The organism is Exiguobacterium sp. s39, from assembly GCF_018618925.1.
GTDB lineage: Bacteria > Bacillota > Bacilli > Exiguobacteriales > Exiguobacteriaceae > Exiguobacterium_A > Exiguobacterium_A abrahamii.
The window spans coordinates 2,057,371-2,082,338 of sequence record NZ_JACSNA010000001.1; the positions used below are offsets into that span (position 1 = coordinate 2,057,371).

The window sequence follows — 24,968 nt, forward strand, 5'->3', positions numbered from 1 at the left end:
GAGATTCGGTGCTTTTGTTCATTCCATATCGAGTGAATAGCGTAATGCCGTTTGTGTCTCTTTTAATGAATCTTCTGTCGGGTGCCAGTAATAAATTCCGTCGCCTTCTTTTCCACCCGTTCCTTCGAGTTTCAAATTCTTCTGGTTACGGAAGGCATCCATGTAATCAAATGCTAAAGTACGCATCGGTTTAAATGAAACGTTCGTTTGTGCGTTCTTCCCGACGACATCCATGATTGCATTAAAATTACTGACTGATACATCGGATGATAATTTGTTTGCGACTTGGGCGATGACTTCCCGTTGACGCATTTGTCGACCAAAGTCTCCACGTGGATCTTCATAACGCATGCGTGTGAATTTCAATGCTGATTTTCCATCTAAGTTAACTTTACCGACCGGGAAGTGTGTCCCACTGACCGTAAAGTCGATGTCGTTATTGACCGTCACCCCACCGACTGCATCAACTAGGGACGTGAACCCTTCCATGTTGATTTCTGCATAGTAATTGATTGGGATATTAAGAAACTTTTCGACTGTCTTGATTGCCATCTCCGGTCCACCGAATGAATACGCATGGTTGATCTTATCATTTGTTCCTTTTCCGACGATATCAACCTTCGTGTCCCGAGGAATACTGATCAATCGACTTTCGTTTCGTGTCGGGTTCAATGTCATGACCATGATTGAGTCACTGCGTCCGCGCTCTCCTGGACGTTGATCGACACCAAGTAACAGAACCGAAACCGGCTTTTGCTCTTCGACGACTTTGTCTCCCGTATTCTTGACGGGGGATTGAATTTTTTTGACCGTTTGGTCGACTTGATAATATGTATAGCCGATGAATCCGCCGACACCGACGACGAGGACAAGTGCAATCAATAGCATGATTTTCAGTGGTGTCCAGCGTTTTTTCACCTTACGTCTTTTTTTGACTCGTTCCAACTGCGTCCATTCCCTTCTGTGTTTTGCTTCTCGTTAGTATCGGTCATCCATGAAAAAACTTACAGTCCGAGTATAACGAAATTTGAGAGCGATTTGTCAAAAACGGGAAAAGATGAAAAAAAGAGCCTATCGTTCAGATAAGCTCTTTCGTTCATTAGAGTGATGTTTGACTTTCTACCGTATATGTTTTTTTCTCATAGTCATAGTTCATAATGACGAGTTTACGTTGTGTTGTCGAAGTCGGGAATACGTATGTTTTAGAGAGTGCCTTGATTCCGAGTCCATAGTCTAGTTCTTGTTTCGTTTGAATCGATGTCCAGTCAATCGAGTCTACTCCTGTCCACTCGCCAAGACCTGAACCAGATAATACTGCATCCAATTGTTTCTCCGTCATACCCGTCTTGATTTTCTTTCCTTTGAGCAGTTTCATCTTACTTTCACGAGCACCTGAGTAACTATCAACACGAAACAGATCTAGTGATTTTCCTGTCAAACGATAGACTGAACTATTTTTTTTCGTCATGAACTGAAACACAGATATGTTCGTAAAGTTCTTTTCATCAGAGAACGTGTATGCCGTTGTTTTTTGACCTTGTGATACGGTCGTGAATTCCGCCTTTTTCTTTAGTACCGTCGAACCACTTTTTTTCGTCAGTTGTTTCTTATAATCTTTCCCATAGATGACTTTTGCTGCTTGCTCGATTGTCATCCCCGCTTTTAATGCGGTGTAACGATCGGTTACTTTCGTTTCGTCTTTCGTCGCAGCCGATGCCGCTCCTCCGAATAAAGTCGTTCCTGCGAGTACTGTTGCTACTGCAACTTTCGTAAATGTCATTTTCATGTTCCTATCTCCTTTTTAGAATGTCTCGTGATTTTCAATAACGTAGGCTTTCTTTTTCGTGTCATAACTCATCTCAACGTAAACACGTGATTTCGTCGATTTTTGGAAGACATACAATTTTCCTTTAAACGCTTCAATCTCATAGTCTTTGATTTCTTTCGCACCGAAGACGCTTCGTGCATCTTCCTCAAGCAATCCAGCCCATTCCCCAAGACCAGACCCCGAGAGCACACCATCGAGTTGTTTCTCCGTCATTCCTGTCTTGATTTTAGCGCCCGCGTTTAACTTCCGTGTACTCTCTCGGTATTCGGAATATGTATTCCGTCCCATTTCGACTTGTTTCGAAATAAGACGATACACGGAATCGTTCTTTTTCGTCATGAAACCGAGCGACATCAAAGTCGGAGGAATCTTTGCCTTCCGATCATAGATTTCGTAATAAATTTCTTTACGCTTATCTTCAACGTCCTTAAACTCTTCTTTCGTCTTCAATACTTGTGAACCGCTTTTCGTCGTTAATTGTTTTTTGTAGTCTTTGCCGTATAAGACTTTTGCGACCTGCTCCATCGTCATACCCGCTTTGAGTGCTGTGTATTGATTTGTCGCTGTTGTCTCGACTTTCGTCGCCGCCGATGCCGTTCCACTAAAGAGTGTTGATCCCGCGATGATTGTTGCCACTGTGATTTTCATGAAGGTCGTGTTCATACTCTACTCTCCTTTTTAGTACTGACTATGATCTTCGACACGATACGCTTTCTTTTTCGTGTCATAGATGAAAAAGATGTATTGCCATTTATGTGTTGCTGTCGGAAAAACGTATGATTTCGTATGAATGATCGTTGCTTTCCCTGCTTTGACTTCTTTTTTTCGAAGAACGGATGTCGTATCGACGTGACCGAGTGTCCCGAATGCTCCGAGCCCTTTCCCCGTCAGTAATCGATCAACTTGTTGCTCCGTCATCCCGTTCTTGATTTTCGCACCTTTGATCAGTTTACGATCGCTCGTCCGGAATCCGGCTGCCGTGTCACGTTTGAACTCCATTTGTTTCATCGTCAGCCGATACTTCGTTCCGCCCGTCTCCGTCATGAACATCAGGACACCGATCGCTGACGGGAATTCCACTTTTCGATTCACAAGATCATAGAGAAGGACGTTCCGATCCCATTCCTCCATCTCAATTTCTGTGTTCAATCGTAAGACTTGTGAACCGTTTTTCATCTTCAGTTGTTTTTTATACGTCTTGCCATAGAGGACTTTGGCGACTTGTTCCACCGTCACCCCGGGCTTTAAAGCACGATATTGTTTCGTGGCGATCGTCTCAGCCTTCGTTGCAGCACCCGCCGTTACTGGATGTAAAGAAACTATTGCGACAAGTACCATGAGAAGCCATCGTTTTACGTTCCACTTCTGCATCCATTTCACTCACTTTCTGTTGCACGTGCTTTAGTTTTTTGTCTTAATCGTCCGAATATCACTGACCTGGTAGGTTCTTTTTTGTTCGCTATACGTCAGTTCGACATGTTTCCACTTGTTCGTCGTCGATCTAAAGACATATTCTTTGATCCGAGACACTTCAGCAAATCCTCTTTTTTGTTCGTCCAGCGTATAAGCAGACGCTGTATCCATATGACCGAGCATCGTCCAGTTACCAAGACCTTTCCCCGTCAATTTCGCATCCAGCTCTTTTTCCGTCATCCCGTTCTGGAGTACGGCACCTTTGACGAGCGTCCGTGTGCTTTCACGATATCCTGTCTTCGTCTTCCGTTCGATGAACAAGGCTTTCGTCACCAAGCGATACTTCGCACTCTTCTCTTTCGTCATGAATTGTAAGACCAGTTCAGTCGGGAGATGGGGTGTTGCCGAATCGGAGAGGACATGGATCAATTGTTTATGTCCTTCTTCGTCTCCTTCGAAGTTGATTGGAAGTTTAAGAACAGTCGATCCGTTTCTTTTCTTCAGGTGTTTCTGATACGACTTGCCATACAGGACTTGCGCGACTTGTTCCATCGTCATTCCATTTTTCAAGCCTTTGTACTGTGACGTCGCAAGCGTTTCTGCTTTTGTTGCTGCGGATACTGTTCCTGGAACAAACAGACCAAGCAACAGTACTAAACAGAGTGACCATATCATGATGCGTTTCATATCTGTTTCCTACTCTCCTCGATGACTCCATGAATCATCCTTATTCATTTTTCGTATTTCAATGAAATCCCGATTTCTGTATCAACCTCATATCGCTTTTTCTGCTTGTTATAGGACAAGGTGACGACCTGCATCTTTTTCGAATGTGGTCGATGGAATTGATAGATTTTGTAGCGCCCCGTTTTCATCGGACTTTCTTTGAAAACGGACGAAACGTTCCAACTAAAATACATTGACACCTGTCCAAGCTTTTTGCCGGACACCAGTTGGTCGAGTTGTTTCTCCGTCATCCCGTGGCGTAATGACGCTGACTTCATGAGTGTCCGGCTATTTTCATACAACCCGTTTTCCGTATCGGCTTGATAGTACAGCGCTTTTTGTGTCAGATAATATGTCTTCTGGTGCTGTTTCGTACTAAATTCAAGAAGCGTTGTCGTTGGAAGGTTTTTAGAGGGGCGATCAAGTACGTATCCGAGGGACCGATACCCTTGTTCGTTATCGGTCGTTCCCGGTTTTTTCGTAAAGACGACGCTACCATTTTGTTTCTTGATGTATTTCCGGTACTCTTTTCCGTATAACGTCTTTGCGACTTCCGTTAGCGTCATACCGAACTTAAGTGCTTTGTACTCTTGTTTGATCTGTAGTGCTTCTTTGGATGCTGCCGATGCTGTAGTTGGAGCAAAAATTGACATCACTATGATTACGAAAACCATCAGTTTTGCTAGTACTTTCATTTCTATTTTCCCCTTCTAATTGTTCCTTCATGATGACTGTTAGACATGATTGTCTGCTTATTTTGTTTTAGGAGCTTCAATCGGAATGAGTCTATAGTTGTTGACCTTATATTGCTTCTGCTGATCATCAAACTTCATCGTCATATCGATTTGCTTCTTTGGATTAGAGCTTTGGAAGATATAAATCTTGATCCGTCCCTTATACTTATACGCTTTCCGTTCCTGTTTCGTCTGGACGGATGTAAAGTCCCATGACCAGCGCATTCCAACCTGACCTAATCCTTTTCCTGACAACAGTGCGTCGAGCTCTTCTTCTGTCTCATCTCCCTGAACATACGTCACATGCTTCAGTGTCCGCGTGCTCTCCCGAAGTCCCGTATTCGTATCCGCTAAAAATTGAATCGCTTTTTGAGCGAGATAATACGTTTTTCCATTTTTCTTCGTATAGAACTCAAGTGTCGTCCGACTCGGAAGGGTCTTCGACTGATCCACGAATGAATACGACCGGGACCGATATCCTTTATCCTGCTTCGCCCAATTCGCTTTTTGTTTCAAGACCGTTGCACCATTCTTTTGTGTTAGATGTTCCTTGTATGATGAACCGTAGACGACTTTTGCGATTTGCGTCAGTGTCAGTCCGAACTTCAACTTCCGATAATCGTTTAATGTTTGCTGTTCTTCTTTTGACGCTGCCTGTCCTTCGAGTGTCCCGCTTATACAGAGGACACCAATCAGAAAGACACATAAGATACGTTTCATCGTTTAACCTACTTTCCTTATTTCACGAGTTGGACGGCACGATCAGCATTCAAGCGACCATACCCGTACGTCGTGTCACGGCCTTTTTTGCCGAGGTCCTTCGCTGACTTACGAAGAATCGATTCGACGTCCATCACTTTGATACTTGGCTTTAAGCTATAGAGGACACTCGCGACGCCGGCGACATGCGGTGTCGCCATCGATGTGCCACTCCAAAAGATCGATTCGCCGTCTTGTAAATAACTCGCGATATCTTGCCCTGGTGCGACGAGATCGAGTCCTTCGCCGTAGTTCGAGAACGACGCTCGTTTATCGAATCGGTTCGTCGCCCCGACTGAGAACGCATATTTCGAGCGTGCCGGATAGGACAGTTTCGACGCGCCTTCATTGCCGGTTGCTGCTGCAACGAAGATTCCTTTCTTGCGTGCTTCCGCTAGCGCATCTTCAATCGCTAAGGAAACACCGCCACCACCAAGACTCAAGTTGATGACTTTTGCTTTTTGTTTTACAGCGAACAGAATACCTTTAGCGATATTCGAGTTCGACGCATAGTTATTGCGCGAGATGACCTTGATCGGAATGATGCTTACTCGATCGTTGATCCCCGTCATCCCATACCCATTGTTTGATGTTGCAGCAATGACACCGGCAACGTGTGTTCCGTGCCCGTGATCATCGTAAGCAAGTTGACGTTTATGAACAAAATCATATCCGAGATCCATCCGGACGCGTCCGGCGAAATCCGCATAGGTCGGATTGATCCCCGTATCGACGACTGCCACACGAACGGTTGAACGTGACTTGTTGGCAATCCGCTTGACCATCGCGTGATAACCGATGTCCGCTCCTTTGACGCCTCCGCGTTGTCCGGTGTTTTTTAATGCCCACTGGACGGACTGGAACGGATCGGTGCTGAGTAACTTCATCGGTTGATCGAGTTCGACGTAACGCACGCCCTTCATTTTTTCGAGTTGCCGTTTAGCTGCCATCGCTTGGATGAAGCTGTTGTAGGAGAACTTCTCGAGCCGTAGCGTACTGTCAATCGTTTCGTGATCAGTAGCCCGTGACGTCTGTGACAACGTACTTGCTTTCGTCGCCCCGTTCAGACGGACGACGAGACTCGTCGCTTGTCCGGTTGTCGTTGATTTTGTCGCGTATTCGCGAATGGGTTCGAGGCGTTCGAGTTTATAGGGAATCGTAAATGCTTTATTCTTCGTTCCCGTCACTTCGATGTATTGTCGTCCACTCCATGTCAGTGGGAAAAAGAGTGTCTTTTTACTATTCGCATACCGCGCATATGGATCTTTTTGTTTGTATTCCGTCTGCGACGTATAAACGGTCGCTTTTTTGGAAGCGTCAAAGGCGAACTTCAAGTGTGTTCCACCTGACAGATACGTCTTCGTATCAAAATAGAACAAGGCTTTCCCGCTCGCATCGAACGTTCCTTTGATGTAGCCTTTTTTCGTTTTGGCTTCGATGGCTGGGACTTTTTTCGCCGTTGTCGCTGCCTCTGTCGTATCCCATGTATATGTACCAAATGCACTCACGAGGAGAGCACTGACGATGACCTTTTTCATTTGATTTCACTCCTTATCGTTGTATCCTTTTTCATTATAATGGAAAAAATTGATTTTCCTAGTTCTTTTTACCTCTATCAATCAATGAATTGACTGAAAAAAAGAAGCCCTGTTCGCACAGGACTTCTTGACTGCATTAAGGGATCAGTTTGACGGCGTTATCGGCATTCAAACGACCGGCACCATAACTCGTATCATAGCCTTTTTTACCGAGATCCTTCGCTGATTTCTTGAGGATACTTTCCACACTACCTGCCTTCAAAGAAGGCTTCAGACTGATCATAAGACTCGCGACACCTGCGACGTGTGGCGTCGCCATCGAAGTCCCACTTCCATATAACAACTCTCCATCTGCGAGGTAGCTTGGAATCGAGACGCCGGGAGCGACGAGGTCTAGACCCGTTCCATAATTCGAGAACGACGCTTTTGTATCCTTTCGTCCGGTTGCACCGACCGACAAGACATATTTCGAACGGGCCGGATATGCGACCGTTCCGCGTCCTTCGTTCCCGGAAGCAGCGACGATCAGGATGTTCTTCTTGACCGCTGCGGCTAATGCCGACTCGATCGATTTCGAAGAAGAACTACCACCGAGACTCATATTGATGACTCGGGTACCTTGTTTTGTCGCATGCTGGATGCCTTTGACGAGTCCCGAGACCGAACCAGCCCCTGACTCATCGAGCACCTTAATTGGAATCAACGTCGTCATCGGATTGATACCGGTCATCCCGTACGTATTATTTCCACCTGCTGCAATGATCCCGGCGACGTGTGAACCGTGTCCGTTATCATCCCAGGCTGTCTTATCGCCATTGATGAAATCATAGCCGAGATCCATCCGGACTTTACCAGCGAAGTCGGCATACGTTGGATTGATGCCGGAGTCGAGGACTGCGACTTTCGTTGCAGACAGCTTCTTGCCTTTGATGCGTTTTTGCATGGCGACGAAGCCGATGTCTGCTCCCTTCAGTCCCTTCTTTTGTCCCGTGTTCTGCAGCGACCACTGATGTTTTTGATAGGCGTCGATACTGAAGGCTTGGATCGGTGCGTCGAACTCTGCGAACGCAACGCTATTCGATCGCTCGAACTTTTTCTTCGCTGCTTCAGCGTCAGCATAGGAATTATAGACGAGTCGTTCGATGCGAAGCTCAGACGCTAGTGGTTCGACTTTTGAGGCACCGAACGATTGCGCCCGCATTGCACCAGGACGTGTCTGAACAAGTAACGCTGGTTTGACTGCTTTGACGGCAGCTGTCATCGATTCCTCGATCGGTTCGTAACGTGAGATGTAGGCAGGAACAGAATAACGATCGCCCGGATAGCCTTCGAGAACTAAGTATTGGCGTCCGCTCCAACTGAGTGGGAAGTAGAGTGTATCACCCGTAACTTGATAGTAGCGGTTGTAGACGCGACCTGCTTCCGCGTCCGCTTTACTGGCGAACATCGTTCCGTACGTATCGTAGTCGAGCTCGAACTCAAAGTGCGTTCCTTTTGCGACAAAATTCTTCGCATCAAAATACCAGACCGCAAATCCATCCGAGTCAAAGCGACCTGTTAAGGCGCTGCCGGCTTGTTTCGAAAACGTGGGGACTTCCTTTGCCTTCATTAGTGTTGCCGGACGAATCGTTTCCTGCTTTTCAAACGCATTGACTGGTACCGTACTACAGATCAAACCAAGTGCTAAGCTCCCTGCTATCCATGTTCGCATCATTGTTCCTCCCTCTAGGTCTTTCTTACTAATACCCGGATTAGATGGAATTATGTGGAATATAGTAAAACATTGATGTGAATCAAAAAAACATCACTCTCGCAGGGAGAGTGATGTCTAATATTACTTGACTGTGACTGTGAATGTTTTGACGACTTTGTAGTTTCCTACTGTCGTGTATGTGACACGGATCGTCGTCTTACCTGCTTTGATTCCTTTTACGTTACCACGTGACGAGACTTGCGCGACTTTTTTGTTTGCTGATGTATACTGAACAGATTTGATCTTATCCGTTGCTGACGTATACGCGATACGTGTCGTCTGGTTCTTCTTGAGTGTTGCTTTTGTTGCTTTCAGCGTGACGCTGTTTGCTTTTGTTTCGATCGGTAAAACTGTTTTCAAGACAAAACCGTCTTTTAACGTAACTGTTGCTTCAACCGTCGTCTTACCTGTTGCTTTACCTGTCAGGCGACCTTTTGAATCAACTGTCGCTTTTTTCGTATCAAGGACACGGTAGCGTGTTGACGCAACTGCTGATGTCGTGTTCGCGACTGTCGTTTTCAAGTCGAGTGCTTTTCCTTGATAAACTGCACCGGCTTTGGTCGTTGCGACTGGTGCCTTTGTTGCTTGTGGAACGAAGACGCCGACGTAACCGTTGACTTCAGCTGTTTTGATGCCTTTGACTGGAACCGTCAAGATACCGTTCTTATCTGTGACGAGTTTCGTGTTCGTGACGCCACTAGCATCGACGAAGACTTGGTTCGCGTGTGTTTTACCCATGTTGACTTGAACTGTCGTATCAAGCGCTGCGTTTTTCCCGATGACTGTCGCGACACCTGTGTTGCGGTCTTTTCCGAAACGGACGCTTGAGATCAAGTCTTTACCCGCTTCTTTTGACGTGTTCGACGTGTGGTACGCAACGTGTTGTTTACCATACGCATACTGTTTACGGACTTTTAGGAGATTCGTGATTTCATCATAGTACGGTGTCGTTTTCGACATGTACGATGCATCCGTCTGGTAGAGATCACCGTAGTAGACCGTTGGCACCGTGTTTTTGTTCGAAAGAAGGAACGCGTATTGCGCGACGATGTTTTCCGTCGAGTATTTCTTTGTCGGACTAGCAAGCTCTTTGTTGTAGATTGCCAATGCTTCTGCTTCTTTTTCTTTCGTGTACAGCTTCTCAAACGACTTCGGCTGATCCGTTTTACTGTATTGAGCACCAGCCTTGATGCCAAACATATCGAGCATGATTTGGTTGACGCGGTTTTTCTCTTGGTCATGGTTATTGACGAACGACCAGTTCGGTTGAACATCCGTCGCTCCATAACCTTCACGGTCTACGACTGAAAGTTTCGTAAGATCACGAAGTGGACGTTTTTGCGAAGCTTTTAGTGCCGAACGTAATGTGAAGTACAAATCAGAGTCCATGATGAGTTGTTCGTTGTTGTTTGCTTTCATGTATGAACGTTGAGATGCTTTATAGCTTTCAATATAGCTCAAGTAATCTTGTTTTCCGAAATGCGCTTTCGAAATTTCCGCTTCTGCTTTGAGAATCGCTGTATCATAGTGCGACGCCGCATCAATTCGGAATCCGTCGAACTTATACGTTTCAAGCATCCACTTCATCCAGTTTTTCTGCTCCTTGATGACTTCCGGGTTCGAGTTCGCGAGGTCAACGCCGACTAGGAATTCATCATTTCTTGCCATCGTGTTGTTGATCGTCTGCGTCGGCGTTCCCTTTTCATCGACGAAGAGGAACTGATCTTCTGTATCGATTCCTGAGTTATCGTTTTGGAACGAACGTTCTTCCGAACCGTAACCATACTCCGCTTTTGTACTCATGTATTGATTTGTTAAATCTGCAATTTTTCCATTATCCCCAGATGCTAACAATACTTCTTTTGATGCAAAGCCATTCTTGAGCATGAACGGAAGGTAGCCTGTATCTTTTGTATACTGCGTCAACATTGGCTTCCAGTTATCTGGCGATACTTCATACCAGCCATCTGTCGCAAGATATGAATCGACCGTGTTGATATGTCCCGTTTTTGCCGCTTCAAGCAACCATTCTGGTAAATAGTTGTCTGCGTGATCGACACCAAAGAAACGATATGCTTTCCCGTCTTGGTCTGTCATGATCCGTCCAAGCCCCTGCCCTTGAAGAGAGGTTCCGTTGAGATATGATTTGTTCCATTCTTTGATGTAGCCATATTTCGCTTGCCCCATACCGCCACCTTTTGTGTAAGCGAGGTAAGGAGTCGCAAGGGTCTTCGTCGTTTCGCCACCTGTGAATGGATTCGCGAACGGTTTACCTGAACCTGTCGCACGACGAACGTAAACCGCTTCCCGTTGACTTAGACCAAGCATTTGGTTCGGTACGAGATCCATTTGGACTTTGATGTTATCGTCATGCAACATATCGACCATCATCTCGAGTTGTGAGGCTTTTCCGTACTTTGTCGGAATCGTACCACCCGGTCCTTGCGGGAATTCACCGAGGTCATATCGATCGGCAATCGCATATCCTTCTAAATAACGAGCCATATCAAATGAACGATACGCTGGTGGAAGCCAGACATCTGTCACGCCCCACGCGTTCAGTAAATCTCCTTTTTTCGCAAGCGTCCGGTACATGTTACTTTCATACGGTTGGAAAAGGCTAAAGCTTTGGAAAATGACACGGTTGTCGAGTTTTTCACCTGCTGTGAATGCTTGGGCACGTTCGGATGCGTATGTGAGCCCACTTGTCGCGACGACTGCTGCTAACAACCCAGCAGATACTTTTGTTGTTTTGCTCATGGATTAAATCTCCTTTATCTCTGTATGTTTTTAAATATTTATACCTGAATTTCCAAATAACATCACATAATTTAACATTTTATAATGATGAATATACGCCCGTTTTTTTAAAATAAGTAAATAGGTTTTTTAAAATGCAATCGATTGCGCTAATACCTCGAAAAAACCTCCTCCTACCGAAGTAGGAAGAGGTTCGCATTTCTTAGTTCAGTCCGAGAAGAACTGCTTTCTCGTAACCACCAGTCAAGACAGAGTTGTCATACGACTGAAGCTCTTTGTTGACCGTGATGACGTTCGACAATGTTTTAAGTGTCCCTTCTGGAACTTTGATCTTAACGATGTCGAGACCGTTCGTGATATCATCATCCGAATCTGCAAGCGAGATGCTTGTGCCGACTGGGAGATTTTTTCCGTTCAACGTGTACTGTGCAGTGTTCGTTGCATCGTACATTCCAGTGTATTGAACACCTTCAGAGAACTTGATACGGATGACGTCTTTTTCATCTTTTGCGTTAGCTGTGACTTTAGCGATTTCGAATGGTGAAGCCACTGGTGTGACTGGCGTTTTCGAAACTTTGAAGTCGTGTGTCGCTGTAGCGACAGTGTTTCCGACATCGTCAGAGAGTGACTTGACGACGACTTTCCACTCTTCGCCGTATCCTTCTTTGTCGACGAGATACTGAAGGTTATCATTCGCAGCGACGCGGAAGTTCATATCTGAGCTATCCGTGTAACCAACGACTGATCCATCGATCGTAACGGTTTTACCGTTTTTATCTTTACCGATGAACTCAACTGTTGTTTTTGGCGGAAGTACTGTACCTTCTGCGTTGATGAGTGGTGTATCCGACTGATCAAGACCACGAAGTTTAACCGGCTCGCTCATCATGACTGTGAAGTCGTTCGTCAAGAGGTAACGGTCAATCGTCGTGATTTCCGCACTCTTCAGATCTGGAGAGTTGAGCGGTGAACCAGCATAGTTGAGATCAAGCGACAACGCGTCGTTTTTCTCGCCGTTTGCTTCTGCTTTGACAGAATCTTTTGCGAGCGAAAGTTTGAACTTATCGTTGTAGTAGTTCTCTTTCGTGTTGACTGTATCGTAGATTTCCGTCCAGTCCTTATTGAGTTCGAGGAGAACTTCGCCTGTCTCTTCATCGTAGTACGTGACATCAGCATACTGGCTGAAGTCTTCGTACAACTTCGTGTTCGAGTTGTAACGCTCGAGTTTCAACTTCTTCGAAGCAAGCAATGCTTTGACCGCATCAAGATCAAGACCTTTCAGCTGTTTGCTGAACATGATACGGAACTGTTCTGGCGACTCAACAACGACACCAGCTGTCGGCTTGACTGTATCAGCAGCGACTGTGAAGTCGAGGTTTTGTGTCGTTCCGATGTTCGACTCATCCGAAAGGGCTGCGAAGTCCATCGCGTTCCAGATCTGGAGTGAGTGTTTACCAGGCGTGAAGTAGCCTTTCTTCGGTCCTGGGTAAGCTTCTTCTGCTTTTGCACCCATCATCATCTGCTCATCGTTCAACGTGATGATGACTGTATCACGGCGATCGACGCCTGTTTTGTTATCAAATCCGAGGTATTCGACTTTGAAGTACTTCTCGCCGTATTGACCATCGATTTTGAACTTCGCGTCTGCGATCGCTTCAGAGAATTTCACTTCAAGTTGGTTCAGACCGACTGATTTGACCGAAGTGACTTCTGGCTGACGTGCATCCGTCAACTTGAAGCTTGCTTTTGACTTCACTTCTGTATCCGTGCTACTTGTGATTTTCGCAAGTACTTTAACAGTTGCGTTGTCTTGGAGTGGTGTTTCTTTATCAAGGATCAATTCGAATGCTTTTGGATTCGAAGGAATCGATTTGATACCGATAACACGTTTCGAACCGTCGAACTGCTCGATTTGGATGTTGTCGTTTGCGAGGTATTCGCTCTCGTCAACAGTCGGTAATTTCTTATCGAGACCGAACGATTTCAAGAGAAGATCACGTGAGACCGCTTTATCGAGGAAGATCGTCACACGATCCGCTTGGTTCGATTCCGCTGCAAGGACGTTGATCAATTCAACTGGTGCTGGCGTAACCATGACCGTGCTGAACTTGACTTTCGCTTGTCCATCGATCTTACCGATCAAGTCTTTGTACTCACCGTTGACTGTTTCGATGATTTGCGCGTCGATTGTTGCTTCGATGTCTGTGTTGCTGAACTCAGACGTCAAGAGAACCGTCGCTTTACCATCTTGAATCGTGACGCGTTCTTTCGCGAGTGAACCGAATGATGTCGATAATTTCAAGACGATATCGTCTGCTTTCGTATCGACTTCACCTGTTGCTTTGTTTTTCAACTGGAATGTGACTTCCGTGTTGTCTGATCCGTTTGCAAGGATCGAAGACGCTTTTGGTGTCACTTCAAGCATCCAGATGTTTTCGACGCTTTGCGTCATGAAGCTGAGTGAACCGAGGTCTTTCGCAACGCCACCAATCAAGATGCCTTTTGCGTCAACTGAGTAGTCCATGCCGTACTCGAGTCCTTCGACTTCAAGAACTGCTGACTTCTTGTCTGCGCTAAGTGTCGCTGACTTGACTGTCGCACCTGCGATTTTAAAGTTGTCTGCTGATACAGAGTCAACGGCACGCGAGAATGAAACTTCGACTTTCTCTTTGCCGATTGCTTTCGCTGAAGCGAGGACCGTGTTTGCGATCGTGAAGTCCATCGGAGCTGATTTGACATCGCCGACTTTGACGACGTAGCTGTGCGTTCCTTCTGGAATGCCACCTTGCGACGCCATGAACTTCCCTTTCGAGAGCGTTCCTTTTGCAACGATTGGCGTCGTTGATAAGTCTTTACCTGGGTAGATTAAGAGTTCTGCCGCTGCGCCCACTGCTGGGTACATGACATCTGCTTTGACTGAAAGCATCTGATCATCGACGCTTCCCATGACGTTCGAGATGCTTGCTGCCTTGACTTCGTAGTTGATGTAACCTGTTACGACAGAGTTAGCACCTTTGTACGAGTAAGCCAGTTTATATTTTCCTGCTTTTGAAGTCGATGGAGTTTTGAGATTGAACTTGCTGATTGGGCGTTTAACGATGATACCTGATTTGTACTGGATGCTGATCGTGCTTGGCAATTGAACTTTTCCGCCAACAGCGACCGGCTCGAGGACTGGTTCGAGGACATCAACTGGGTAGTTTTGAAGTTCGACTTTAAGAACAGCTTTCTTTGTCGTACCTGCTACCTTACCGTAAAGGACTTGGTATTTGTTGATGTATTTCTTTTCGAATTTGACAGAACCGCTCCATTTGACTGAGCGCATTTCGTACTTGCCGTTTGAAAGTTTGACTTTGACTTTCGTCGGAAGCGTCAATTTCTTGACTGCATATTTCGAACCACCAGCGTGCTTCATCAAGATTGGAGAGATGTATTTAACCGAGACCTTCGATGCTGCATCAGCAGCAACCGGTGCTACGACAGACGCCGTGACTGCGAGCGCAGCTGCAGCAGCGTACAATTTGTTCGTTTTCTTCGAATAACCCATGTTTACTATTCCTCCTCTTTTCTAACAAATCAAAAGCGAAAACCCCAATTTTAAATCTACAATATAAGTAAAATATAGAAATATTTTACTTTAAAGCAGTTAAAAAATTCTTTAGTCGTCTTAGGAGGAGTACGTTCTGTTTCACGTGCGACTTTTCGTCTATCATCAAGACGATCCATTCGTGAGCCATTATGTATCCGATTGGGATGAACTAAAGAAACTGCCGAAATCGCTCCAAGAAGCCATTTCTGATTGTAGATTCGTACGTTCAACCGTTTCGTTTTTGAGAATCGGTAGAAACGCTACAGGTCAAATATACAAAACTAGGAAAGACGCTACAATAGATTTTTTGTAAAAAATAGGTGAATAGTAATAAAATAAAATATATTTACATAGGCTGTGCATGGAAATTAAATTTTGGATTCACCCCTTTAAAGAAAACGCTTACATTTTATTATATTTTTGTCTCATTTTCGTTTTACTAAAATAAAGTTTCGATTTCACGAGATGAAATGATCTGCTTTTTCGATTGCTCGGAGGAACGATTCCCGGTGTAAGCGATGGACATCATCGGCCCACATTTCGATCTTCGCTCCACGTCGCTTGAGTTCAATCGGTAATCCGCGACCAATCCAATCGAGCTGCCGTTGCAAGACATGACGTTTTCGTCCTTCCTGTCGTTCTGCCTCCGTGAACTGACGCAGGTACTGCAAGACATAACCGAATCCGAACTCGATCGGAATCCGCAGTTCCGCTCCTTTATCACGGATTCGGATGATCCCGGCTCCATAATGGATGGCTCGAAACAATTCCTCATTGATACGCTGATACCATGTTCCTTGAGTCAGACAGTGCGGCTCTAGTGCGCCTTTTTTCCCACTCGGTAAGACTGCGAAATAATCAATGACCATGCGTCTACTCCTTTTCATCAAAAATAGGTGAGTCCGCGGGGGGCTCACCTATCATGACAGGTCAAACGGTTCGATTGTTCGAAAATGATTTAGCCGGTCTTCCAATACTTTCGTATTGAACATCTCCCGGTTGATCCGTGAATGACCAACAGTTACGTCCATCAACGACACGTGGTTGACGCATCTGACGAACGAATTGCTCTGGTTTAATATTGCGGAGTTCTTCCCATTCCGTCATGATGACCGCGACATCTGCACCCTTCAGCGCTTCTTCTACCGTTTGTTTTTGGTCGAGTAACGTCCGGGCAACTGGATCATAGCCGGTTACACTGACGCCAAGTTGCTCCAGTCGTGTTGCGAGACGTAGTGCTGGCGCGTCTCGTAAGTCATCCGTTCCTGGCTTAAAGGCGAGACCGAGTAGCGCCACGCGCATCCCAGTTCGTGGTTGGATTTTTTGTAAGACATAATCTAGTTGAGCTTCATTCGTTTTATCTGCTGCTTCAATGACATGAAGTTGTTGCTCATGTTCACGAGCGAGCGTCGTAAGCGCTGCGATATCTTTCGGGAAACATGATCCACCGTATCCGGCTCCAGCTCGCAAGAATGAGGAACCAATCCGTGGATCGAGACCAATTCCTTTTGCAACATCCGATACGTCAGCCCCAACAGCATCCGCTAGTCGCGCGATTTCATTGATAAAACTGATTTTCACTGCCAGAAAACTATTCGCCGCATATTTCGTTAACTCAGCCGTCGTCGGGTCGACTGCAACAAGAGGTGCTGTCGTCGCAAATAATGTCGCTAGTTCTTGCGATAAATCGTCATCGTTGGTTCCGATGACGACTCGATGAGGATTCCGCATATCAGCAAGAGCCGTACCCTCCCGTAAAAACTCAGGGACCATCGCAAAGCGTAGCGTCGGATACTGCATCGCTAGTTGCATCGTCGTACCAGGTGGAACTGTCGATTTAATAATGACAGCCGCAGTTGGTGCGATTCGTTCAATATGAGCGACGACAGCTTCTACTGCCGACAAGTCACAACTCCCGTCCGCTTTCTCCGGTGTTCCGACAGCGACAAGATATGTCTTTGCGACTGGGTATTCCGTCGTGAATGTCATTCGTTGTTGATTCGCGACTAGCGCTTCTTCGATCCCCTCTTCTTTAATCGGCGGGATCCCTCGTGTCAATTGCGCCATCCGTTCAGCATTCAAGTCAACGCACGTTACGTGGTGTCCGTTTTCCGCCAGTCCAATTGCAGTCACGAGACCGACATATCCTGTTCCAATCACTGTCAGTTGCATTCCATCACGTCCTTCGATAGTTTCTCTGTCTCCACTATACGGGAGAGCAGAAGATTTGTGCATCGAAAAAGCTTTCTGAATACGCTATACTGGATTACGGGAATGGGAGGAATGCTCGTGGCTATCATTATCTTTTGCCTCGTCTGTCTCATTGCGTATCGGATCCGCAAGCTTCCCGAAGCACTACGGACGATTTTACTCATCCTCGGTTTAATTAGTGGATGGTTCGCGCTCTTTGAGATGATCAGCTTCATCGAAGCTAACCCGTACTTGGCTGCAATCCCAATTGGACTGGGACTTGCTTACTGGTACTGGTACCGTAAAAAGAAACAAGCAAACGACAAAACCCCTTCCGACTCGTGAAGTGGGTTTTTCTTATGGTCGAACGAAAAAAAGCGATGTCTCCTCAATTGGGGACATCGCTTTTCGTGTTCAGGACTGAACTTTCCGTTCGATTGCTGCGATCTTCTCTTCAATCTCAAGCAACTTCAGTTCGTGCTCAAGTTCGAGACGACGTTTTTTGCGTTTTAGACGATCGAGTTCTTCTGCGAGTGACTCGTTCGATGCTTCCGGCTTTGGAGGGGCTTGCTCCATCGATTGACGGAGTGGGTCAAACAAGTTTGATTTCGCAAACTGAGCCGCCTCCGGTCCGAACATATCTTGGATGAGTGGGAGAATCTTGTTCATCGCGGTTCCTGGAATCTGCGACTTCTCATCGACGAGACGTTTCAGCGCCAACTCATCGACGAGATACCCTTTTCCGTCCTGTTCGGCATGCAATTCGCCCGTCCGAATCCAGCGACGGACCGTTTCTTCTGAGACACGTAACAATTCACTGATCTGTTTTGTCGTTAACATCGTCATCCCTCTTTCCCTCTAGTAGTACCTTTACTATACACACATGTGTGCGTGTGTGTCAAAGTATACACACATCAAAAAAGAGACCCTCGTATAGAAGGTCTCTAATCGTTATGCTCCCCGACGAACGAGTAACCAAAGGCCGACGATAGCAAGTCCTACTCCCGTTGCTGCATATGGGAACGGCTTGTCTTCACCTGCTTGTGGTAATGTGCCCGTTGCTGTCGTTGTCGTAGGTTTCGATTGTTTTTCAGCCGAATCGACTGTCTGAACAGATGTTTCTGTTGACGTTGGTGTTGGCGTCGGTTTTGCGACCGGTTCTGCTTTCGCGATTTCCGCGAGCAAAATCGTACCGAGGCTGCCGTCTTCGATCGTCACACCCGCTTCCGGTGATTTTCGCTCGAAGTACTTCAACAATTCATCAATCATCTCTTGTTCTTCCGGCGAGATTGCTTCTTCATCGCTCGCCATCAGTTTCATCGCTTTCGCTTGCTGAGCGAATGACTCATAGTCTTCATACATCTCTTCGTCCATATCCATCATCAAGTCATCCATGTCAAGGTGATGCATCGCTTTGACCGTGTAACCCGCTGCGACTTCCGTCTTGATCGTGTACGTTCCCGGATCAAGTTGGAGCATCATTAAATCATCTTTTGCGATCTTTTCCTGATAGACGTCCTTTCCTGTGATCGCATCCGTCACCGTATACGTCGCAGGAAGTGTTCCTTCATCAAAATCTGGCTGTTGGTTTCCGTTTGCATCAAAGAAATTGACAACGGCTAACCAATGCTCGAACGCACCGTCGAGCTCTTCGTCGCCGTAAATCCCAGCGTCGATCACTTCCGTCTGACCTGCGACGAGACGGACTTTCTTCATCCCAAAGTCTTCATCGACATCGGAGTCGATCGTCCGGTCGTCACCAACGTTTTGCTCGGAATAGAAATAGTACCCCATGTCATATCCGTCGACTTCGACTTCATATGTTCCTGGTTTTAAATCCTTGAAGCTGTATAGACCATTCTTCGTGTATACTTCATCGATGACATCTTCATTCCGGTCCATCAAATAGACGACGACATCATCGAGACGTGTTTCCTTCTCTTGGCGAATGCCGTCTTCGTTCTCATCGAACCAGATCGTTCCTTCGATCGTTGCCGTCGTCGGTACCTCGACTGGTGTCGGTGTCGCGTCATCACCTGTCTCTGGCTCGTCTGTCGTCGGCTCTTCCTTGACCGGTTCTTCCGTCACAGGCTCTTCCGGTGTCGGTTCGTCTGTCGTCGGTTCATCCGTTGCCGGATCTTCTTTAACCGGTTCTTCTGTTACTGGTGTCTCTGGAGTTGGTTCTTCTGTCTTCGGCTCTTCTGGCGTGACAACTTTACCGAACTGGACAAGAATCGTCCGTTGTCCATCTGCTGAGACGACCTTGACGACAGGTGCCGTCTCTGCCGTGAACGTCACGACCGGTGTCTCTTCGATGTTGACGTCTTCACCTGTCACGCCATCTTCAAAGACGAGTGCCGTCTCCGACGTGATATCAACGATGCCTGTGCCTTCAAACGTCAACGTATATGGACCCGTGCCCGTCCCGGTGACGTCCCACTCGACAGTTTCTGCGTAGACCGGTAACTTCAGTCCGAACGCGACGACGAGTGCCATCAAAAGTAAGCTAAGTTTTCTCATGAGTGTATGTATGCTCCTATCGTGATTTAATATTACCTCCCTAAATAGTAAACAAATCCGCCAAAAATAACCAGAAAAAATCTTGAATTCCTGCTATTTTTTTATAATAAAAAAGCCTTGTCGAGAGACAAGGTCTTAGACGAGCTGACTACACGCTTGCGCACATGCCGTACACGCCTTCGCACACGCTTGGCAATGGTCATGATCGTGTTTACTACACTCAGCGGCACAGGCTTCACATATCTCCTGGCATGCCTTTGCAAGAACCGCGACATTCGAGCTGTTTCGAGCGATTGCTTGTAGCAAGAGGCTACAGATATCCGCACAATCCCGGTCGAGTCGAATACAATTCGCCATATGTCCGACATGTTCTTCCTTCAGACAGGCATCAAAACAATGATTACAAGCAAGAATACAATCTGTCAGTCGTTGCTGTACCGTGTGATTCATAATGATTCCTCCTTTGTATATGTTTTTTGTACCCTGACGAGCCGAAATCAAACAAAAATAAGACAGCACATGGAGCTAGAAGCTCGCTATGCTGTCTTATTTGACGATTTCAAGCGGAATCTCGATCCCACGCCCTGCTCCTGCATCAATGATGAGGACCGGAAGACGTTGGTCATCGAAGACTTCTTTTTCAATCGTCGTATTGGACGTATAGGTCCGGATTTCCCCCATCTTCTTCGCTTCGAAGGAGACGAACGGAAACGGAATCGATTGATTGGCGACTTCGAGCCGAATATCGACCTGTTGGTCATCGAGTCGAATGTCATTCGCTGTCCGGATAACAAGACGCATCCGGTCATTTTCCGTCAGAGTGACCTGAGCGGAAATGTTCTCGGTCTGTCCTGCACGCTTAACGGGATCTACGATGACCGTCGGGGAAGCGGTCTTCGCTTGTTCTGCGCGCTGACAACCAGGAACGACGAGTAAGGAAATCGCGAGGGGGAGAAGCCAGCGTTTCATGTTCGCTTCACTTCATAGCAAACGTCAGTTCAGCGACACAGGCGACTTCCCCATCGACTGTGGCTGTGGCACGACCTTTACCGATTGGTCCGCGGACCTTCGTCAATTCGACTTCGAGGCGGAGCTGATCCCCGGGCACGACTTGACGTTTGAAGCGGCATCCTTCAATTCCTGCGAAGAAGGCAAGCTTCCCTTGGTTCTCTTCCATCTTTAGCACGGCGAAGGCACCGACTTGGGCGAGTGCTTCGACAATCAAGACGCCGGGCATGACATTGTATTCTGGGAAATGGCCATTGAAGAATTCTTCGTTCGCCGTGACGTTCTTGATACCAACGGCACGTTTTCCCTCTTCGACTTCCAAAATGCGGTCAACGAGTAAAAATGGATACCGGTGCGGAATGACTTCCTTGATTTGTTCGATCGTATACATATTCGACAGCTCCCATCACTGATTAAATTAAGATTTCATCCAAAAATCGGTGATGCGGGTCCATGTGTCGAGCTTTAACACATCCATTGCCTCGCCACCACCAAACGTCGCATAACCCACCATTGCGCCGACGATCAGTGCTACGACGATGAGAACGAGAACGATCAGTACACGTACGATGATCGGAACTCGGCGTGTCGAATATGCACGAAGACGTCGCTCTGATTTGTGCTCCGGATTGCCGGTTTCCTGGTTTGAAGCCTGTTGCTTCTTCTTCAGGCGTTCACGCGTTGGCTGATCCGTGCCTGTTTGGTTTTGTACCATCTTGATCACCTTTCATTGATTCAGTCTGAGAACAGTATAGCATATTAGTACCTGGTATTAAATAGTTCCAAATTCGCTACAAAACGTGTTCCGCAACTAGTGTAACACGACCAGACAGGCAATTCCTCTAAAAAATTTTAGTTTGTGTATATAAGGAAGGCGAAAAACAGTTTCCCACGTTCTGCGGTTTTTTTACACTTTTTTAAATCCAAACTGAACTGTCCGGCGTAAGCTTTCCAGAACGACGCATCAACGGTTCTTGGGTGGCACGAAACATCACTTCAACAACTCATTGAAAAAATTAAAACTTTATGCAATCCAAATCACCCGACGTTGCGTAAGCTATTCAGAACAGGCAAGAAACACCTACCAAATAAACCAAAAACTGAGAGGAATGATTTAAGATGAAACACACGAAAAAATTCGCAGCATCAGCAATGGCAGCAGCACTCGTACTACCAGGAACGGCAGCATTCGCTTCCGGTGGCGGAGAAGACATGAAACAAGATGCACCGAAAAACGTCACGGTCAAAACAAAAGCCGCTGATCTTCGTGCAACACTCGATCAATTACTCTCTGAGCACTTCGTCCTTGCAGTCATGGACATGAAGAAACAATATGACGGTTCAAAAGACGCGCAATATTACGAAGCAGCACTTAAACAAAACGCACTCGACATGACTCCAGCAATCGCTTCAGTCTATGGCGAAGAAGGCGCAAAACAGTTCGAGAAAATCTTCGTTGATCACAACAAATATACGACAGACCTCGTCAAAGCTGTAAAAGCGGACGACCAAGACGGTATCAACGCTTCGAAGAAAGAAACAGAAGAGTTCGTCCAAGATCTCTCAAGCTTCCTCGATACAGCTACGGAAGGTAAACTCCCGAAAGCAGCTGCTGAAGAAGTTCTCCGTGCTCACGAAGCAGACGTCTACAAAACATTCCAGCAATATGCAGCTGGTGACTACGAAGGATCGTACAACACGTTCCGCGAAGGTTACAGCCGTATGTATGATATCTCAAAAGCACTCTCTGTTGCTATCACAACACAGATGCCTGAGAAATTCGACAACACGAAAGCTGACTCAAAAGCAGCAGACCTTCGTTCAACACTCAACAGCCTTGCAGCTGAACACGTTGCTCTTGCAAACCTCAGCATGACAGCTGGTGTCGACCAAGCGAAAGATTACGATGCAGCAAACTGGGCTGAAGATATGCATACAGCTGACTTCAAAGCAGCAATGAAATCAGTATACGGTCAAGCCGGTGCAGATCAATTCGAGCAAGTTTGGACGAAAAACCACATCGAAGCACAAGCTAATCTCGTCACAGCAGCAATCAATGACGACAAAAAATTGATGGGTGACGCACAAGATATGCTCAAAATGTTCTCGAACGACTTCGGTGCATTCCTTGGTGCAGCTACAGAAGAAAACCTTCCAACAAAAGCAGCACAAGAAGCCGTATCAGGTCACGAGACTTACGTCCAAGATACGTTCATGCAGTATGTTGAAGGCGACTACAAAGGTTCTGTCGACACATTCCGTGAGTCTTACGCTTACATGTACGGCGTAGGAGCTAACCTCGGTGATGCAATCGTTAAACAATCACCAGAGAAGTTCATGGATGGTACTCCAGGATCAATGCCTAACACAGGTAACGGTGGAATGAGCGACAACAACTCAGCTGCAACAACTGGTGCGATCGCAGTATTCGGTCTTGCACTCGGAGCAGTCGGTCTTGTCCTCGCACGTAAACGTCAAAACGCCTAAGAAATTGGGTATAATCAATAACAGGATAGCGACATGCTATCCTGTTATTTTTGTACATAGAGGGAATCCCTTCTCTCGGAAAGGAGATACGCGTTTATGAAACGTTGGTTATTACCAGCGAGCATCCTCTTGATGGTCGCATCGGTCGGAACACTGCTGTTCCTCTTGTTCGGTCAAACAAAACCGGATACATCAAACATCACGCAAGGTGATCCAAAAACAGAATCCGCGGCCTCTTCCGAGACGAAGGAAGAAGATCCGCTCAAGCCGTCTGAAATCTTCAAGAAGGAGTTCAAGGACCTCTCGGCAACGGAGGTCGAGCTTCCGAAACAACTCTTCATCCCGAAGCACGACATCAAGACGAAAATCGAACAGGTCGGGCTCGATAAAGATGGCGCGATGGCGACACCTAAAAACGAACAACAAGCCGGCTGGTACAAGTTCGGTCCGCGTCCAGGTGACGTCGGTAATGCCGTCATCGACGGTCACACTGATACGAAGACCGGTCCAGCAATCTTCTATAAGTTGCATGAGCTGAAGAAAGGTGATCCGGTCGAAATCACCGATGCGTCCGGACGGAAGCTCGTCTTCCGCGTCAAAGAGCTCGTCCAGTATGATCACTTAAAAGCACCACTGAAGAAAATCTTTGGTCCAGCCGATACCCGGAACCTCAACTTGATCACCTGTATCGGAACGTATGATGAGAACCAAGGCACGTATGATGACCGACTCGTCGTCTTCACGGAACTCGACGAAAAAGCATCGGATCCAGTCAAGACGCCACCAAAACCGGCGACGAACATTCGCGTCAGTGGTGGATTCATCAACTGGTATGCGTCAACCGATGAAGACGTCGTCAAATACAACGTCTATCAAGAGAAGGATGGAAAACGCAAAAAACTCGGTACGACAGAATCGATCGAGCGTAAAGCGTTCCCACTCCCAGAAGATGCAACAGGTCGTTTCGTCGTCACAGCGGTCAATAAAGCAGGAATCGAATCAGAAGACGCGTTCAGCGCCGTCCAGAAATGACAAAACGGGATGTCTCCAACTTGGAGGCATCCCGTTCTTTATTTTGCTGCTGGTAATGCAATCCGGAGTTGTTTCTTACCGGACATCGTTTCATAGAACAGACTGAGTCGTCCTTCCGTCACGCGGAGTTGCTCCGACGGAATAAAGACGATCCCGATCCGACTCTCATCCGGTTTGTATTTACCGTTCAAGGCATTAAATTGATCCGCAATCGTCACAATCTCGTCCTCTGTCTCATACTCCCCGATCTTCGGTAAGATTTCAATCTCGTCCGCTGACTGATTCGTCACTTTGACCGTGATCGCAAGCAACCGTCCCTGCTCCCCCATCACTTGGAGGAGCTTTTGTTTTTCGACCTTCATTTGAACGAGCGGTGTTTGTCGCGTTTTTTCCGTCGTATCGACGTCCAGCGTCTTCAGCTTCAATCCTGCCATCTCATAGACGACACCGAGTCGATCTTCGCGATCGAACTGCTTCAGCTGTGCTTCATTCAGTCGAATTGACGTCCGTGGTTTCGTTTCTTTTACCGGCTCCTCTGCCTGAAACCAACCGAAGAGTGGGACCATGAATTTCGTTACGATGAGGAGGACGAGCAAGCCCGACATCACATAAAACAATACTGTCTTCACAC

23 protein-coding genes are annotated in these 24,968 nt (G+C 46.6%); 3 read left to right on the forward strand and 20 right to left on the reverse strand.

Annotation, left to right across the window (positions count from 1 at the left end; genetic code table 11):
• Window positions 1-18: 18 nt before the first annotated feature.
• The 13 genes from KNQ11_RS10670 to KNQ11_RS10730 all read right to left on the reverse strand — a co-directional run bounded on the left by KNQ11_RS10670 (window position 19) and on the right by KNQ11_RS10730 (window position 17,272).
• Window positions 19-918 (reverse strand): LCP family glycopolymer transferase, encoded by a 900-nt coding sequence (locus tag KNQ11_RS10670; protein ID WP_231681775.1) that lies wholly within the window; start codon window positions 916-918, stop codon window positions 19-21.
• 181 nt (window positions 919-1,099) lie between these two features.
• On the reverse strand, window positions 1,100-1,786 hold the full coding sequence (locus tag KNQ11_RS10675; RefSeq protein WP_058704102.1) for a hypothetical protein: 687 nt from the start codon (window positions 1,784-1,786) through the stop codon (window positions 1,100-1,102).
• 15 nt (window positions 1,787-1,801) lie between these two features.
• On the reverse strand, window positions 1,802-2,491 hold the full coding sequence (locus KNQ11_RS10680) for a hypothetical protein (RefSeq protein WP_214724102.1): 690 nt from the start codon (window positions 2,489-2,491) through the stop codon (window positions 1,802-1,804).
• Between the two features lie 15 nt (window positions 2,492-2,506).
• Window positions 2,507-3,199 carry a hypothetical protein gene (locus KNQ11_RS10685; protein WP_214771604.1) on the reverse strand — a complete coding sequence of 231 codons (693 nt, stop codon included), beginning with the start codon at window positions 3,197-3,199 and terminating at the stop codon, window positions 2,507-2,509.
• Window positions 3,200-3,229: 30 nt separating this feature from the next.
• On the reverse strand, window positions 3,230-3,928 hold the full coding sequence (locus KNQ11_RS10690) for a hypothetical protein (protein WP_214771607.1): 699 nt from the start codon (window positions 3,926-3,928) through the stop codon (window positions 3,230-3,232).
• 44 nt (window positions 3,929-3,972) lie between these two features.
• Window positions 3,973-4,623, reverse strand: coding sequence for a hypothetical protein (locus tag KNQ11_RS10695; RefSeq protein WP_214771610.1), 651 nt, complete (start codon window positions 4,621-4,623; stop codon window positions 3,973-3,975).
• 96 nt (window positions 4,624-4,719) lie between these two features.
• The gene (locus KNQ11_RS10700) at window positions 4,720-5,421 is read right to left on the reverse strand and encodes a hypothetical protein (RefSeq protein ID WP_214724110.1); all 702 of its coding nucleotides are present in this window, start codon (window positions 5,419-5,421) and stop codon (window positions 4,720-4,722) included.
• A gap of 17 nt (window positions 5,422-5,438) precedes the next feature.
• Window positions 5,439-6,998: a S8 family peptidase gene (locus KNQ11_RS10705; RefSeq protein WP_214724112.1), complete on the reverse strand. Its 1,560-nt coding sequence runs from the start codon at window positions 6,996-6,998 to the stop codon at window positions 5,439-5,441.
• A gap of 136 nt (window positions 6,999-7,134) precedes the next feature.
• Entirely contained in the window at window positions 7,135-8,709 is a 1,575-nt protein-coding gene (locus KNQ11_RS10710) for a S8 family peptidase (protein ID WP_214771612.1), read from the reverse strand.
• A gap of 123 nt (window positions 8,710-8,832) precedes the next feature.
• Window positions 8,833-11,511: a glycoside hydrolase family 70 protein gene (locus KNQ11_RS10715; protein ID WP_214771614.1), complete on the reverse strand. Its 2,679-nt coding sequence runs from the start codon at window positions 11,509-11,511 to the stop codon at window positions 8,833-8,835.
• A 202-nt stretch (window positions 11,512-11,713) separates the two neighbouring features.
• The gene (locus tag KNQ11_RS10720; protein ID WP_214771617.1) at window positions 11,714-15,058 is read right to left on the reverse strand and encodes a hypothetical protein; all 3,345 of its coding nucleotides are present in this window, start codon (window positions 15,056-15,058) and stop codon (window positions 11,714-11,716) included.
• A 500-nt stretch (window positions 15,059-15,558) separates the two neighbouring features.
• Window positions 15,559-15,969, reverse strand: coding sequence for a hypothetical protein (locus tag KNQ11_RS10725; protein WP_214771619.1), 411 nt, complete (start codon window positions 15,967-15,969; stop codon window positions 15,559-15,561).
• A 61-nt stretch (window positions 15,970-16,030) separates the two neighbouring features.
• Window positions 16,031-17,272, reverse strand: a complete 1,242-nt coding sequence (locus KNQ11_RS10730) for a UDP-glucose dehydrogenase family protein (RefSeq protein WP_214771622.1) — start codon at window positions 17,270-17,272, stop codon at window positions 16,031-16,033.
• A 111-nt stretch (window positions 17,273-17,383) separates the two neighbouring features.
• Between KNQ11_RS10730 and KNQ11_RS10735 the strand changes: the two genes are divergently transcribed.
• The gene (locus KNQ11_RS10735; protein ID WP_230088487.1) at window positions 17,384-17,635 is read left to right on the forward strand and encodes a hypothetical protein; all 252 of its coding nucleotides are present in this window, start codon (window positions 17,384-17,386) and stop codon (window positions 17,633-17,635) included.
• Window positions 17,636-17,704: 69 nt separating this feature from the next.
• Here the strand turns inward: KNQ11_RS10735 and KNQ11_RS10740 are convergent, their stop codons facing one another.
• The 6 genes from KNQ11_RS10740 to KNQ11_RS10765 all read right to left on the reverse strand — a co-directional run bounded on the left by KNQ11_RS10740 (window position 17,705) and on the right by KNQ11_RS10765 (window position 21,533).
• Window positions 17,705-18,130 (reverse strand): helix-turn-helix domain-containing protein, encoded by a 426-nt coding sequence (locus KNQ11_RS10740; protein ID WP_029342712.1) that lies wholly within the window; start codon window positions 18,128-18,130, stop codon window positions 17,705-17,707.
• A gap of 111 nt (window positions 18,131-18,241) precedes the next feature.
• Entirely contained in the window at window positions 18,242-19,810 is a 1,569-nt protein-coding gene (locus KNQ11_RS10745) for an SdrD B-like domain-containing protein (RefSeq protein ID WP_214771625.1), read from the reverse strand.
• Between the two features lie 135 nt (window positions 19,811-19,945).
• On the reverse strand, window positions 19,946-20,260 hold the full coding sequence (locus tag KNQ11_RS10750; RefSeq protein ID WP_214771627.1) for a four-helix bundle copper-binding protein: 315 nt from the start codon (window positions 20,258-20,260) through the stop codon (window positions 19,946-19,948).
• A gap of 96 nt (window positions 20,261-20,356) precedes the next feature.
• Window positions 20,357-20,779, reverse strand: coding sequence for a hypothetical protein (locus tag KNQ11_RS10755; RefSeq protein WP_029342715.1), 423 nt, complete (start codon window positions 20,777-20,779; stop codon window positions 20,357-20,359).
• 7 nt (window positions 20,780-20,786) lie between these two features.
• Window positions 20,787-21,209 (reverse strand): 3-hydroxyacyl-ACP dehydratase FabZ, encoded by a 423-nt coding sequence (gene fabZ, locus KNQ11_RS10760; RefSeq protein WP_029342716.1) that lies wholly within the window; start codon window positions 21,207-21,209, stop codon window positions 20,787-20,789.
• 27 nt (window positions 21,210-21,236) lie between these two features.
• Complete coding sequence (locus tag KNQ11_RS10765) at window positions 21,237-21,533, reverse strand: DNA-directed RNA polymerase subunit beta (RefSeq protein WP_029342717.1); 297 nt, start codon at window positions 21,531-21,533, stop codon at window positions 21,237-21,239.
• Between the two features lie 404 nt (window positions 21,534-21,937).
• Between KNQ11_RS10765 and KNQ11_RS10770 the strand changes: the two genes are divergently transcribed.
• Both KNQ11_RS10770 and KNQ11_RS10775 read left to right on the forward strand, forming a co-directional pair.
• Window positions 21,938-23,305 carry a copper amine oxidase gene (locus KNQ11_RS10770; protein ID WP_050678221.1) on the forward strand — a complete coding sequence of 456 codons (1,368 nt, stop codon included), beginning with the start codon at window positions 21,938-21,940 and terminating at the stop codon, window positions 23,303-23,305.
• Between the two features lie 96 nt (window positions 23,306-23,401).
• On the forward strand, window positions 23,402-24,337 hold the full coding sequence (locus KNQ11_RS10775; protein WP_214771630.1) for a class F sortase: 936 nt from the start codon (window positions 23,402-23,404) through the stop codon (window positions 24,335-24,337).
• A gap of 38 nt (window positions 24,338-24,375) precedes the next feature.
• Here the strand turns inward: KNQ11_RS10775 and KNQ11_RS10780 are convergent, their stop codons facing one another.
• Window positions 24,376-24,966: a hypothetical protein gene (locus KNQ11_RS10780; protein WP_214771633.1), complete on the reverse strand. Its 591-nt coding sequence runs from the start codon at window positions 24,964-24,966 to the stop codon at window positions 24,376-24,378.
• Between the last annotated feature and the right edge of the window lie 2 nt (window positions 24,967-24,968).

Excerpts from the sequence above, each read along its gene's own strand:
- KNQ11_RS10675 (WP_058704102.1), bottom strand. The coding sequence starts at position 1,786 with ATGAAAATGACATTTACGAAAGTTGCAGTAGCAACAGTACTCGCAGGA.
- KNQ11_RS10680 (WP_214724102.1), bottom strand. The coding sequence starts at position 2,491 with ATGAACACGACCTTCATGAAAATCACAGTGGCAACAATCATCGCGGGA.
- KNQ11_RS10685 (WP_214771604.1), bottom strand. The coding sequence starts at position 3,199 with ATGCAGAAGTGGAACGTAAAACGATGGCTTCTCATGGTACTTGTCGCA.
- KNQ11_RS10690 (WP_214771607.1), bottom strand. The coding sequence starts at position 3,928 with ATGAAACGCATCATGATATGGTCACTCTGTTTAGTACTGTTGCTTGGT.
- KNQ11_RS10700 (WP_214724110.1), bottom strand. The coding sequence starts at position 5,421 with ATGAAACGTATCTTATGTGTCTTTCTGATTGGTGTCCTCTGTATAAGC.
- KNQ11_RS10705 (WP_214724112.1), bottom strand. The coding sequence starts at position 6,998 with ATGAAAAAGGTCATCGTCAGTGCTCTCCTCGTGAGTGCATTTGGTACA.
- KNQ11_RS10710 (WP_214771612.1), bottom strand. The coding sequence starts at position 8,709 with ATGCGAACATGGATAGCAGGGAGCTTAGCACTTGGTTTGATCTGTAGT.
- KNQ11_RS10715 (WP_214771614.1), bottom strand. The coding sequence starts at position 11,511 with ATGAGCAAAACAACAAAAGTATCTGCTGGGTTGTTAGCAGCAGTCGTC.
- KNQ11_RS10720 (WP_214771617.1), bottom strand. The coding sequence starts at position 15,058 with ATGGGTTATTCGAAGAAAACGAACAAATTGTACGCTGCTGCAGCTGCG.
- KNQ11_RS10725 (WP_214771619.1), bottom strand. The coding sequence starts at position 15,969 with ATGGTCATTGATTATTTCGCAGTCTTACCGAGTGGGAAAAAAGGCGCA.
- KNQ11_RS10730 (WP_214771622.1), bottom strand. The coding sequence starts at position 17,272 with ATGCAACTGACAGTGATTGGAACAGGATATGTCGGTCTCGTGACTGCA.
- KNQ11_RS10735 (WP_230088487.1), top strand. The coding sequence starts at position 17,384 with ATGCTCGTGGCTATCATTATCTTTTGCCTCGTCTGTCTCATTGCGTAT.
- KNQ11_RS10740 (WP_029342712.1), bottom strand. The coding sequence starts at position 18,130 with ATGTTAACGACAAAACAGATCAGTGAATTGTTACGTGTCTCAGAAGAA.
- KNQ11_RS10745 (WP_214771625.1), bottom strand. The coding sequence starts at position 19,810 with ATGAGAAAACTTAGCTTACTTTTGATGGCACTCGTCGTCGCGTTCGGA.
- KNQ11_RS10750 (WP_214771627.1), bottom strand. The coding sequence starts at position 20,260 with ATGAATCACACGGTACAGCAACGACTGACAGATTGTATTCTTGCTTGT.
- KNQ11_RS10755 (WP_029342715.1), bottom strand. The coding sequence starts at position 20,779 with ATGAAACGCTGGCTTCTCCCCCTCGCGATTTCCTTACTCGTCGTTCCT.
- fabZ (WP_029342716.1), bottom strand. The coding sequence starts at position 21,209 with ATGTATACGATCGAACAAATCAAGGAAGTCATTCCGCACCGGTATCCA.
- KNQ11_RS10765 (WP_029342717.1), bottom strand. The coding sequence starts at position 21,533 with ATGGTACAAAACCAAACAGGCACGGATCAGCCAACGCGTGAACGCCTG.
- KNQ11_RS10770 (WP_050678221.1), top strand. The coding sequence starts at position 21,938 with ATGAAACACACGAAAAAATTCGCAGCATCAGCAATGGCAGCAGCACTC.
- KNQ11_RS10775 (WP_214771630.1), top strand. The coding sequence starts at position 23,402 with ATGAAACGTTGGTTATTACCAGCGAGCATCCTCTTGATGGTCGCATCG.